This window comes from Psychrobacter glacincola (genome assembly GCF_904846215.1).
GTDB lineage: Bacteria > Pseudomonadota > Gammaproteobacteria > Pseudomonadales > Moraxellaceae > Psychrobacter > Psychrobacter glacincola.
The window spans coordinates 19,347-32,291 of the sequence record NZ_CAJGZK010000016.1 but is presented as its reverse complement, the minus strand read 5'-3'; the positions used below and the strand labels follow the sequence as shown (position 1 = coordinate 32,291).

11 protein-coding genes are annotated in these 12,945 nt (G+C 43.0%); 7 read left to right on the top strand and 4 right to left on the bottom strand.

Going from position 1 to position 12,945, the window contains the following annotated elements:
- Positions 1-217: 217 nt before the first annotated feature.
- The 3 genes from sppA (at position 218) to JMW90_RS09740 (ending at position 3,379) form a co-directional block, all read left to right on the top strand.
- Positions 218-1,273, top strand: coding sequence for a signal peptide peptidase SppA (gene sppA, locus JMW90_RS09750; RefSeq protein ID WP_201563658.1), 1,056 nt, complete (start codon positions 218-220; stop codon positions 1,271-1,273).
- Positions 1,274-1,582: 309 nt separating this feature from the next.
- The gene (locus JMW90_RS09745) at positions 1,583-2,473 is read left to right on the top strand and encodes an alpha/beta fold hydrolase (protein ID WP_201563656.1); all 891 of its coding nucleotides are present in this window, start codon (positions 1,583-1,585) and stop codon (positions 2,471-2,473) included.
- Between the two features lie 108 nt (positions 2,474-2,581).
- Complete coding sequence (locus tag JMW90_RS09740) at positions 2,582-3,379, top strand: CPBP family intramembrane glutamic endopeptidase (RefSeq protein ID WP_265089236.1); 798 nt, start codon at positions 2,582-2,584, stop codon at positions 3,377-3,379.
- 87 nt (positions 3,380-3,466) lie between these two features.
- Here the strand turns inward: JMW90_RS09740 and dusA are convergent, their stop codons facing one another.
- The 3 genes from dusA to JMW90_RS09725 all read right to left on the bottom strand — a co-directional run bounded on the left by dusA (position 3,467) and on the right by JMW90_RS09725 (position 7,988).
- Positions 3,467-4,438 (bottom strand): tRNA dihydrouridine(20/20a) synthase DusA, encoded by a 972-nt coding sequence (dusA, locus tag JMW90_RS09735; RefSeq protein ID WP_201563652.1) that lies wholly within the window; start codon positions 4,436-4,438, stop codon positions 3,467-3,469.
- A 354-nt stretch (positions 4,439-4,792) separates the two neighbouring features.
- Complete coding sequence (locus JMW90_RS09730; protein WP_201563650.1) at positions 4,793-6,094, bottom strand: MFS transporter; 1,302 nt, start codon at positions 6,092-6,094, stop codon at positions 4,793-4,795.
- A gap of 211 nt (positions 6,095-6,305) precedes the next feature.
- Positions 6,306-7,988, bottom strand: a complete 1,683-nt coding sequence (locus JMW90_RS09725; RefSeq protein ID WP_201563648.1) for a phospholipase D family protein — start codon at positions 7,986-7,988, stop codon at positions 6,306-6,308.
- 416 nt (positions 7,989-8,404) lie between these two features.
- Between JMW90_RS09725 and JMW90_RS09720 the strand changes: the two genes are divergently transcribed.
- The 4 genes from JMW90_RS09720 to JMW90_RS09705 all read left to right on the top strand — a co-directional run bounded on the left by JMW90_RS09720 (position 8,405) and on the right by JMW90_RS09705 (position 12,204).
- The gene (locus JMW90_RS09720; RefSeq protein WP_201563726.1) at positions 8,405-9,646 is read left to right on the top strand and encodes an O-succinylhomoserine sulfhydrylase; all 1,242 of its coding nucleotides are present in this window, start codon (positions 8,405-8,407) and stop codon (positions 9,644-9,646) included.
- Positions 9,647-9,733: 87 nt separating this feature from the next.
- Entirely contained in the window at positions 9,734-10,063 is a 330-nt protein-coding gene (locus JMW90_RS09715) for a YbaB/EbfC family nucleoid-associated protein (RefSeq protein ID WP_201563646.1), read from the top strand.
- 108 nt (positions 10,064-10,171) lie between these two features.
- Positions 10,172-10,765 (top strand): recombination mediator RecR, encoded by a 594-nt coding sequence (gene recR, locus JMW90_RS09710; RefSeq protein ID WP_201563644.1) that lies wholly within the window; start codon positions 10,172-10,174, stop codon positions 10,763-10,765.
- Positions 10,766-10,905: 140 nt separating this feature from the next.
- On the top strand, positions 10,906-12,204 hold the full coding sequence (locus tag JMW90_RS09705) for a ribonuclease D (RefSeq protein WP_201563642.1): 1,299 nt from the start codon (positions 10,906-10,908) through the stop codon (positions 12,202-12,204).
- 10 nt (positions 12,205-12,214) lie between these two features.
- On the opposite strand, the gene JMW90_RS09700 is transcribed toward JMW90_RS09705, so the two are convergent.
- Entirely contained in the window at positions 12,215-12,892 is a 678-nt protein-coding gene (locus JMW90_RS09700; RefSeq protein ID WP_201563640.1) for an esterase/lipase family protein, read from the bottom strand.
- Positions 12,893-12,945 lie beyond the last annotated feature (53 nt).

Here is a 12,945-nt window from a genome sequence, read left to right as displayed (position 1 = left end):
CGCCCTTATATTTAGTCTTAGTATTTTATTGGTGATATCGCATTTACAAAATATAGGTATTTCACAGAGACGCTATTGAACCATGAGTAAAATGGCACCATACTTAACCATCTATTCATACAGAAAACTTAAACAGTAAGAATATCGAATTTTTCTGTAATAAGTTTATATAATCTGTCTTTTATCGTTTTACATTGTTTCTGACTTAGGAAGTTATATGCCCAACTGGCCGCCAGACCCTAACAAACGTCCTGATAATTCGGCAAATCAGCCAGCACCGATGCAGCAGTCAAACCAGCCGAGCGGACAAGAATGGCGACTGATTGAAAATACTTTATTAGCCAGCGTGGTCGAGCAACGCCGCGCCCGTCGCTGGAGTATTTTCTTTAAGCTATTGACCTTTGGCTACATTCTATTGATATTTTTGACGATCGGTCGAAGTTGCAGCACTGAAGCACCCACTGGGCTTGATGGTATTGACACCAGTAAGCCGCATTTGGCAGTGGTTGAGCTGCAAGGGACTATTAGCAGTGGTGATGTCGCCAACGCTTATGATGTCAATGATGCGCTCACGCGCGCCTTTGAAAACAGTAATTCAAAGGCGGTGGCTCTAGATATCAACTCACCAGGTGGCTCGCCTGTGCAGTCGGATGAAATCTGGCAGACCATGATGGATTTACGTAAAGAATATCCAGATAAAAAGCTTTATGCGGTGATTGGCGATATGGGTGCTTCTGGCGCTTATTATATTGCATCAGCTGCCGATGAAATTTATGTCAATCCATCAAGCCTAGTTGGTTCGATTGGCGTCATTATGCCAAGCTATAACGTAAAAGGCTTGATGGACAAGGTCGGCGTAGAAGATCGCACCATTACAGCGGGTGAGTATAAAGATATCTTGAGTTTGTCACGTCCATTAACGGCTTATGAAGAACAACATGTTGAAAAAGTGCTAGACAATACTCATAAGCACTTTATTAATGCTGTCAAAGAAGGTCGTGGCGATCGTCTAAAAAATCCTGAACAAAACAAGCTGTTTTCGGGACTGTTTTGGACAGGAGAGCAATCTATTGAGCTTGGCTTAGCGGACAAAAAAGGCAGTATCTCAAGCTTAGAGAAGCAGCTCAAGCTAGATAACGTGGTCAATTATACGCCAAGTGATCCGTTCCAGTTGTTTATGGATCGCTTTGCTGTCAAATTGGGTGCAGGTGTGGGTTCAAGCATTAATCTTGATCTTTTGCCACAAGAAGAAGGCAACGCGCAGATGCGTTAATTGACTTTAATTTTTAGAGTTACCGTGTATGATTGTTAAGGCTGAGTGTATGATTACGCTCAGCCTTATTTATATGTCGATATCTAGGGCGTGTCCCCAATCTGAACGAAAGCGATTAAATGGGCTAAAAATGGCTAAATCTTGCCAAACTGCGTCAAATAGCTGGTCAATATCCTGATATTACCTGCGCTATTTTCCTTATTTGGCTGCAATTTATCTCATTTTTATCACCATTTTCAAAATGAGGACACGCCCTAGCATTTAAAACCATAAATACAAACTATTTATACCAACTAATGAGAATCTGTCATGAGTGAAGTCAATTTGCAGTCCTTTGCGTCCTTACCTGTATCGAAAATAACCCACAAACCCGTTATTCATTTTGCTCATGCCAACGGGATGCCAAGTCCTGTCTATGAGCCATTTTTTAAAAATTTGACTGAGTTTTTTACCATCGAATATATCTCGATGTTGGGCGATACGCCTGATTATCCAGTCGATAACCAATGGCGCAGCCTCACGCAGCAGATTGTCGATAGCGTCAAAGATACCTGTAAAAAACATGGCGTTAAGCAAGTGGTAGCCGTTGGGCATTCGCTTGGTGCCATGTGTACCTTGCAAGCGTTATACCGCGCACCCGAGTACTTTTCGCAAGCAGTACTCATGGATCCGCCATGGATTTATGGCAAAGTCAGCTTGCTATGGCATATTGCCAAAACAGTAGACCGATTGCCACTGATGAATAATCGTTTGATGGATAAGCTATCGCCAGCTGGCGTGTCTAAGCATCGCCGTGACGTGTGGGACAGCCGAGAAGATGCGTATGATAAGATGCGCCATAAAGGGTTTTTTAAAAACTTTACTGAGCGTAGTTTTCAAGGTTATATTGAGCATGGTCTACATAAGCGTGCCGACGGTAAAGTTACTTTGGCGATTCCAAAGGCCAGTGAAGTTGCCGTCTTTCGTACCAACCCTTCTTGGTATTGGTTGACCCCAAATCGAGCCCCTAAGGTGCCAGTGACCTTGATTATCGGTGAAGATAGTGTCTTTTTAAAACGTCGATTCCCGCAACAAATAAAGTGGCGCTTACGCATTCCTTATGTCACTCATGCAGGCGGTCATATGTTTCCGCTTGAGCATCCAGAGTCTGTGTCGCAGCAGGTATTAGCATTAATTCAAAAACAGTTATCTGCCAAATAACAATCTTTGTTTTCAGTCAATTTTCTTATGCTAAACCAACTGTCCTTTTGAGCAGTTTTTAAGTAATGCTTTAGTAGCGTTTTGAGTGAACCTATTATGTCAATGCCAATGCCAAATAAGCGCGCCGCTGAAAACAACGTAGTTGTAATGTCCCCTCAGCCTTTATTCACACGTTTAGGTACGTTGCTGCTTATCGTAGGCATGGTGGTTGTTTTCTTTATCAGTCAATTGCTTGGCATTTACATCGCCGGCAAACTGCTATTACCGAATGCCGAAAGCACAACATTAGGCGATATTTTCTTTTTTGGTAGCAATGATGGAACGGTTGTCAGTATTTCTATCATGATAGGCTGCGCACTATTAATAGCAATCAGCGCCTTGGTTATACGCATGAGAGGCGGCAATTTAAAGCAGTATTTGGCATTAACACCGTTCTCATTGGCGGTCGGTATGGGCATGATAGGGCTGCTGTTGCTATTCATGATTGGCAGTCAGGCATTGACGTATGTGCTTGATAAATCACCGCTGGCGTTTGTAGACCCTTTATATCAGTCGGTCAGCTCAGTATGGCTACTTATTTTTGCGATGGTCATCGTCGCGCCCATTTATGAGGAGCTGATATTTCGCGGGTTATTGTGGTCAGCGATTGCAGAGCAGTTTGCCGCGTCATCTGACTTCTTACTTAAATCAGAGTATCGCGGGGCAGTGGTAGCAAGTCTGGTGACCAGTTTGATATTTGCGGTCATTCACTTGCAATATGGTATTTATGAGATCAGCACCATCGTGGTACTGGCATTACTATTTTGCTATGCGCGTATCAAATCAGGCTCGCTGATATTGCCCATGCTATTACATATTATAAATAACGGCGCGGCTATGTGGCAGTATCTGGCGCAAGTGGCATAAAAATAACAGTGAATATTTGATAATTAATACTTACGCCGTATGCACTGTTATTTAATGGTGATTTTTATTAAGCATCAGGATTAAGCATCAGGCATCAGGATTAAGGGTTAATATTTCAGTCGCTGCGTGTTTGATATCATCGATAGTCAAGTGAGGCTTGCCACTCAATGCTTGCCGCCATTTTCGTGCACCCATCAGCCCTTGAAATAACCCTAAATAGTGCCGAGTCATCGTTGGAAGCGCTTCACCTTTAGCGATTTGCTCCTCCAAATAAGGATACAGCTGCGCCAAAATATCTGAACGCTTCGGGACAGGGGTGCCCCACAAGCTATTGGCTTCGGCTAACAAATACGGATTATGATAAAAGGCACGTCCTATCATGACCCCGTCGATATGCTCAAGGTGTGCTTCAATATCAGTGATCGTCTCAATCCCACCATTTATCTCAATATCAAGTGCAGGAAAGTCTTGCTTTAAACGATACACATCTTCATAACGCAGCGGCGGTATCTCACGATTCTGCTTTGGGCTCAAGCCCTGTAACCATGCCGTACGAGCATGGACGATAAAGCGTTTACAGCCCCCTGCTGCTATTGTCTGTACAAAATCTGCCATAAACTCATAACTGTCAAAGTCATCAATACCGATACGATGCTTGACCGTGACTGGGATATCGACAGCCGCTTGCATATGCTTGACCAAATCTGCAACGGTATTGGGCTCTGCCATTAAGCAGGCACCGATTTTGTTATGCTGTACACGATCAGAGGGGCAGCCTACATTGATATTGACCTCGTCATAACCGTGCTGCTGAGCAAATTCTGCACACTGCGTCATCTCAGTGATATCTGCGCCGCCAAGTTGCAGTACCAGTGGGTGCTCAAGTGCATCAAAGCGTAAATGCCGCGCGCGATTGCCATGTATCAGCGCGCCCGTACTGATCATCTCAGTATATAAATAGACATGTGGGTTAAAAAGACGGGCAAAATAACGATAATCTGTTGTCGTCCAATCGATCATGGGTGCAACTGATAGGCGCTTATTGGTCATATCAACCATAGGGGTTAAGCCTTAATTTTTCAGAAATTTTTAAGTAAGCTCTTCAAGTATTGCTTTTAATTATTTAGATTCTATGTGGCGATTTCAGATTGCAACTATAGTCAAAATACTCTAAAAACGCTACGGTACTGCTGGTACAAATTTTTTGCAGCCTCTGTCTGCATCGGCACAGCAAGCAAGAAAAATTGATACCAGCAGTACATAATGGGTCGATATTGCTTTTCACTAACTATATATAGTTGATCCATTTTTAAAAGAGTCCAGCAGTGCTTTATAACATTTGTACTTCTTTTAATAGATCAAATAATCACTAAGTTAGATAACCCAATAGTAGGCGAGTTGCAGACACTTTAACTAAATGATTTGATCGATTTTTTTAAATTCAGGCAGATTATAAAAATAAATCCCCATTATTATCCCAATAAAACCGATAAAGACAATGTAAAGTGCAGGTGAAAAACTCACATATAAAGTGGCATAGCCGAGCCCAAATGGTACCAACACCCCGACAATACCATAGGTAATATTATAGCAAAAAGCCATTCCTGTTAGTCGTACGTTGGTTGGAAATAATTGCACAAGGATGGCGGGTACCATGCCAACGATGCCCGCACAAAACCCCAAAAGAGCATACATAATTAAGATATAGTCGCCACCTGCTTGCAGATGATAAAAGAAGGCAGACATTTGGATGATTAATAAGACAGAGCCTATCGTCAAAATTTTTCCAAAGTTTTGGTGGTTAGAGATGATGCCATAAAAGACACAACCGAAAATCATAAACACAATGCCAAGACTGTGTGAAAATTCAAATAAATCATTATCTAGCGTAAAACTTAGTTCAATTAAATCAGGTAGCAAAAGCACGACGACAATGGTGATACTAGAAATAATGAGGGTTAAAACCATGCCGATAAATATTGAATGCTTACAATGCTTAAATAGGAGCGTAAATGGCTTAAAAACATACGCTTGCGGTTTTGAGTTTTTCATGTGAGTAAAAAACGGTGATTCATCTATCCAACGCCATGCTAATAATGGTAAAACGCTTAAAATAGCCGCGATAAAAAATGGTATACGCCAGCCATAGTTAGCCAGTTGGTCAGTGGTCATCGAGTTGTTTAACCAAAGAAAAAAGGCATTAGAGAACAGTACGCCCACAAAAAAACTGGCAGTCACATAGCTACAGGCTACCGACAAGTATTGGCGCGGTACTTGCTCTGCCACAAAAACCCAGGCGAGCGGTACAAAAAGCCCAAATGCCATACCTTGTATGAGCCGTAATACAATAAACAAGGCTGGCGCAATCAATCCCCATTGTGCATAAGTAGGCAGACATGCCATCGCTAATAAAGTGGCAGCCGTGACTAATATGCTGATGAATAAAATGGGCTTTCGACCTTTAATATCACCAAAACGCCCAAAGATGATGCCGCCAAGTGGACGGGCCAAATAGCCAATGGCAAATAGTCCAATCCCTTGTGCTTTTATAATAGCGGAATCGGTAATAGTAGGGAAAAAAGAAGCGGCAATGATATCTGAGAGGTATAAGTAAATCAAAAAATCAAAGAACGCAACTGCGCTGCTGAAACAGATAAACAGTACTGTGTTTCTGTCTTTAGAAGACATTAATGTATGTTGAGAACGAGAAGGCATAATAGGGCGAGCATCCACATATGGAAGTGTTTGTTAAGACGGTCATTGTCTAGACAACTGGCTATAATAAACAATGACAAATCAGCATAGATAATGATCTGCCGAAAAAATAAAAATTCTTGAGCTGAAACAATCGAATAACAAGCACTTAAAGTAAGCGCGCTTAAGTGCTTGTTAGTGATTTAAAGGTTATCAGATAAAATTTCGGCCATTATAACAACCAATCAATAGGTAACCATGACATGATGGTTAGCCAAACATGGTCACTGACATCGATGCGCGGCTCTGAATCGTAAACCACCTTTTTGCCATCTTCAATGGTATGCCACTGTAAATTGCCATTATCCAGTAATTTAACCTCATAAGCTTGGGTCAGTAAGTCATCGCTCAGCGCATCATGTAACTGGGTGGCAAGTTGATCATCATTGATAATCACGCCCATCTCAGTATTAATATTAGCGGAGCGAGGGTCAACATTATATGAGCCAATAAATACTTGATAGTCATCTACCGCAAAAGCCTTGGCATGTAAGCTGGTTGATGATTGACTGCGTGCTTTCCAGAGTTTGTTTTCGCGTTTTTCTTCAGAAGCAGTGGCTTTTAGCTCATAGATTTTGACGCCCGCGCGCAGTAAACTAGGCCGCCATTGGCTATAACCAGAATGTACGGCGGTGACATCAGTGGCATCAAACGAGTTGGTCAAAATTTTAATTTCGATACCAGATTCGGCCAATTCTACCAGTGTATCGACACCGTCTTTGGTCGGTACAAAATAAGATGAGATAATAGTGAGTTTCTTTGATGGACTGCCAAGCAATGTGCGCAGCTGATGAACCAAATTGGTATCTGCTGGGACCGTTTTGGTTAACTTGCCTACGTCATCACTTAAAAACTGCATATCCGTCCAGCGAAACGGCACTCGTTTGTTCAGCAAATCCTTATCGATAGAGGAGTCTTCAATAGCTGCTTTATAAATCGACAAACTGCCATTGCTACTATTTTTCTCGTCGGCTTTTAACTTATCGAGTCCTTGTACAAAATCAGTCGTCTCTCCTTTATCAAGAGTCGCTAATGTTTCGATATCAAATGATATCGGCGCCGACCAGTAGCTGGCAAAGCTATTATCGATATCTGCTACGACTTTGCCAATCAACAGCACATCTAAGTCTGCGAACTGGCTGTTCTTATCATTACTCAGGTATTCATCACCGATATTACGCCCACCAATGATGGTGATTTGCTTATCAAAAATCATGCTTTTATTGTGCATGCGCCTATTGATACGAGGAAAACCTGTCAGATAGTTTAAGGTTTGAAATTTCCGATACATCAATGGATTGATGATACGTACGGCAATATTGGGGTGACTGGAAAAGCGTAATAAATGCTGATCGAATTTAGCATTATTATTAAAATCATCCAGTAATAAACGAACGATGACGCCGCGCTCAGCGGCATCCCACAAATCTTTGAGCAGCAGTTGACCCGCTTCATCATCATGCCAAATATAATATTGCGCATCGATACTGCGCGTGGCCATACCTGTCAATATGCTGCGTGAGGCAAAGGCGTTGGCACCGGTTATGATCGGATGATAGCCTGACAAATCGGGGTGAGTGTCGTTTTGTGCGCTGATGGCCGCAACCAAATCAATATTATCAATACTATCCGTTTTTGAGTTGATAATACTGGTACCGTTATCCAAACGCGTTATTCGAACGCTATCTTGTTTTTTATTGTCTTGTTGGTATAAAGCTTCAACACGTGCCGAAAGTGCCTGGCTTTCAGGTAAATGCGGCTGCTTTGGTAGACTTTGGCATGCACTAAGACCTAACGTCAGGCCGAGTGTCAGACTCAACGATAAGTTGCTTGGTTCTATACTGAACATCGACATAAATAGGTTACCTTAATGAGCCTTGATATAATAAAAATTTGCCGAAAAACGTGCGTGAGTTTTGTGATGCTTTTGCAGATAACAAGACTAATTATGGGACATAGAATGATATCGCCCAAGGCAGAATCTAAATCGCCGCTAAGTTTATCAGTTGTCGGTAGCTGTGCCTATCATAAATACGTTGTTTTTGTTAGATGTAGCCTTTACAATTTCTCTCATACCATCTTGATGAACAGGTCAATTGGTATTCAAAAATAATAGGTAGTGAGCGTCTGAAACCAGCTGTTTGGAATAAGTTGACATGATATGATAACGCAAATACAGGATATTTATTATCAAATACAAACGGCATGGTAAATAACAATCAGAGCAATGGAAAACTTATGAGTCAATCGCAAGTGCAAAATAAGGACAATATGAATAGCTTGGATGCAAACTGGCGCGATGATGCGCTGGATTTAGAACTTGATTATGGCATGCAAACCATTGCAGTGCGTGCAGGTCAGCATCGTACCGATGAGGGTGAACACTCAGAAGCTATTTTTACCACCAGCTCTTATGTGTATCACTCAGCGGCTGATGCTGCTGGTCATTTTGATGGTACCAAGACAGGCAACGTCTACTCACGCCATACCAACCCAAGCGTACGTACCTTTGAGCGCCGTTTAGCCGCGCTTGAGAATGGTGAGCGTGCAGTAGCGACAGCCTCTGGTATGGGCGCAATTTTGACCATGTGCTTGGCTTATCTAAAAGCCGGCGACCATTTGCTCGCCGCAAACCAGCTATTTGGCTCATCTATTGGTCTGTTTAATAATTATATAGCTAAGTTTGGCGTAGAAGTCAGTTACGTTGATTGCTTCGACAATGAGGCATGGGCAAACGCTGTTCGACCAAATACTAAAGTCATTTATTGCGAAAGTCCAAGTAACCCATTAGCACAGATTTGTGATATCGGTTATTTGAGTAAGCTGTGTAAAGCAAATGATATATTACTCGTTGTTGACAATTGTTTTGCTACCCCAGCTTTGCAACGTCCGCTTGATTTAGGCGCTGATGTGGTGATTCATTCAGCCACTAAGTATCTAGATGGTCAAGGTCGTGTTCTTGGTGGCGCGCTAGTTGGTAGCGACAAACTGATGCAAGAAGCGTTTACGGTTATACGTTCAGGCGGTATCAGCATGAGTCCTTTTAACGCTTGGGTATTTACCAAGGGGCTTGAGACGCTCAAATTACGGATGCAGGCGCATTGCGACAACGCCAATCAAGTCGCACATTTTTTGGTCAATCATCCCAATGTCAGCACCGTACATTTTTCAGGATTGAGCGACCATCCGTCTCATGAATTGACCAAGCGTCAGCACCATATGAAAGATGGTTTTGGGGCAATTATGGGTTTTGAAGTGAAGCCATCGGCGACGCATGATACAAAATCTGCTGCTTGGCATGTGATTGATTCAACCAAAATGGTCTCCATTACTAACAATTTGGGCGATGCCAAAACCACTATTACCCATCCTGCAACCACCACGCATTTTCGTCTGAGTGCACAAGAGCGGGCAGAAGCGGGCGTTAAAGAGGGTCTTATTCGTCTGTCGGTTGGTCTAGAAGATGTCGAAGATATCATCAAAGATTTGGCCCGTGGTTTAGACAGTTTGTAAAGATAGCGGTATAATCGCCATTAGCATTTTATTTTCTATTCTATTCTTTTATGAAACAATTTATTATTAAAAAATCAAGAGGCTACTATGAATATTCAAGCACTGATGCAGCAAGCACAAACCATGCAAAAGAAAGTCGAAGCAAATGTTGAAAATGCTAAAAAAGAGCTTGCCAATAAAGAAGTGCACGCCGAAGCGGGCAGTGGTCTGGTAAAAGTAACCATGACCGGACGTCATGTGGTCAAGCGCTTGACCATCGATCCAAGCTTGCTTGAAGATGAGCCAGATATGATTGAAGACCTTATCGCCGCCGCAATCAATGATGCGGTACGTCAAGCGGACGAGCTATATGAGTCAACGATGGCTGGCGCGACCACAGGTATGGGTCTACCACCAGGTATGCAAGGTATGTTCTAAGCGCTAAATACTGTCTATTTATGACAAAAATGGGGTTGTTATCGACACGATACGACCCCATTTTCATAGCTATGGTTTTTTAAATTAAGTTAAACAAAGGACATCACTTTGCTGACAGCCAAATTTGATCAGCTGGTCAAACAGCTGCGTATCCTGCCGGGCGTTGGTCAAAAAAGCGCCCAACGTATGGCGCTGCATCTGCTCACCAAAAAACGCCCACAAGGCATGGCACTCGCTCAAGCGCTTGATGAGGCGATGCGTGATATCGTCGAATGTCAGCGGTGCCATAGCTTCAGCGATGATACCATTTGTCCTTTGTGCCAAGACCCAAGACGTGATGACGCATTATTGTGTGTGGTTGAGACGGCAGCCGATGTTATGGCGATAGAGCAGACGGCAGGCTATCGTGGGCGTTATTTTGTGTTAGGTGGTCACTTATCACCGATTGATGGCATTAGCGCCGATGATTTAAATATTGAGCAATTGGTCTGGCGCCTCAAGCAAGAGCCTGTTGAGGAGTTGATATTGGCGACTGGCACGACAGTTGAGGGGCAAACCACCGCGCATTTTATTAGCGAAGCGGTCAGCCGTCATGTCAATAAAGTCACGCGCTTAGCGCAAGGCGTCCCGATGGGCGGTGAGCTTGAGTATCTTGATAGCATGACGCTAGGACAAGCGATGCAAAACCGCTCCTTTTTATAGCCATCTTATCTTTATCAGATTAAAATCTTGCGCATTTTGTTCGATGATGTGGTTATAATTGCTTTTATTATTTTCTCTTTTAATTTTATTAAGACGTGCTTTGGCGTTTTATCTCCTTTTATCAATGCAGGTATCTGCCCGTGTCTAACACTGCTCCAACCGAATCAAACCCTAAAAATACTCTTGCTACTGACGCAATATGCCAGACAGCCAATACAGCCGAATTAGTAGACTTGCCAGTAGAGCCGGATATCGATGCATTATTAGATATCGCTGATGAGGTTGCCATCACTTGGGTGCGTAAGCAGGGCCAGTTGGATGAAGTGATTGAGGCATTGGCCACTTGCGGGCGTGTGGCATTGGATACCGAGTTTATCAAGCGTGATACTTACTATCCACGCTTGGCACTGGTACAGCTCAATACCGGCAATCATGTGTATTTATTAGATGCGCCGCAGTTACAGCTGAGTGAGCTATGGCAAGCACTTATGAAAGTTGATGTGGCTATCTGGCATGCTTGTGGTGAAGATTTAGGCATATTTTATCTGTTGTCCGGCTGCCCGCCACTGAGCAATATATTTGATACGCAAATCGCTTTGTCTTATTTGACGGGACAATTACAGATGGGCTATCAGCAGGCGCTTGATGAGCAGCTCGATATGCACATCGATAAAGAACAAAGTCAATCAGATTGGCTACAGCGCCCATTATCTGATGAGCAAGAGCAATATGCGATTGATGATGTGCGCTTTTTGCCAGCGCTTTATTTAAGCCTTGAATATGCTCTAAAATCACAAGGTCTCTATGAGTATGTCTGGGAAGACTGTCAGCTTTATGCTAACGACTTATATGAGGCGCAGAATGTTGAGGACGAGGCGATGTATTTGACCATGGCAGATTATCGCTATACCTCTGAGCAAATGGCAATATTGCAGGCCGTAGCGACATGGCGTGAAGAGCTGGCGCGTTCGACCAATCAGCCGCGTACGTTTGTGATAAAAAAGCAAGCGGTGCGTGAGATTATCACTGAAAAACCGAACACGATGCGCGAGCTTGCGCACAAAACCACCATGCACCGTAGCATGCTAAGGCTATATGGCGAAGAGCTGCTAAAAGTGATCAAGGATGCAAAAAACCTGCATCCGGCTGAGTACCCTGATTGCCTACTGCCGCCGTATCGCTCAAAAAATAAAGTGTTGTCAAAAGCGGTGCAACAAGCCATAGATGATCAAGCAGAAGCTATTGTCGTACCTGCCAATGTCTTGATGCGTAAAAAATGGCTTGGGCAATTATATGAAGTGATTGCCTTTGACAAAGATATCAGCGAGCTGCCAGAAGGCTTAAAAGGCTGGCGCAACGAGTGGGTCATGGATACCTTAATACCTGTGATTAAACAGCACAAAACTGAGCTGCAGCAAGGTATGGGCATTACTGTTTAACGTCTGACACTTATCTGCGTTCAAATTGACCGTGCTGTAAAAAATATATGGTCTGTTTGGCGACCTCTTTATTAATCAACATGCTGGTATGCGAGACTGGCAGGATTAAATGGTCTGTAGCAGCTTCAAGTTTGGTTTCTTCTACATATACTGTGCCATCATGGATGAGATGCTGCTTCAGTGGTGGTACATCTGCTTTACGCAGCTTACGGTTATGATGATGCAAAAATAACTGTCCCATACCATAAGGGCGATTGCCAGCAATCACGCCAAGCTCAATGTGTTTTGGTAATAATGCAACAGTACCATCTAGTGCATCAACGTATGAACGACCGACTACAGCAGGACTCAATCGCCAGATATAGTCTGCACAAATGCTACCCATATGTGGCGTACCTAGTGTGACGCAACGTCCAATCTGCCACTTGGGATACTGAGTGACAAAATCACGAATAATCAAACCGCCCAAACTATGACCGACCAAATCTATGGGATTATCAGGATCATGATTTTCTTCAAGCCATTTGTTAAGCCGGTGACTATTGGTTTGAATACCATCTCGCATACTACGATAGCCAAATTGATGGGTATTAAACCCTTGTGCTTGCAAGCGTTTGGCCAATGGGCGCATAATAAATGGCGCGTGATGCAGTCCATGAATAAGAATGACAAGATTGTTTTTCTGCATAGTTAATTCTAACCAAGTGAATGATGTGAATAGATTGATAGCCATTTTATTAT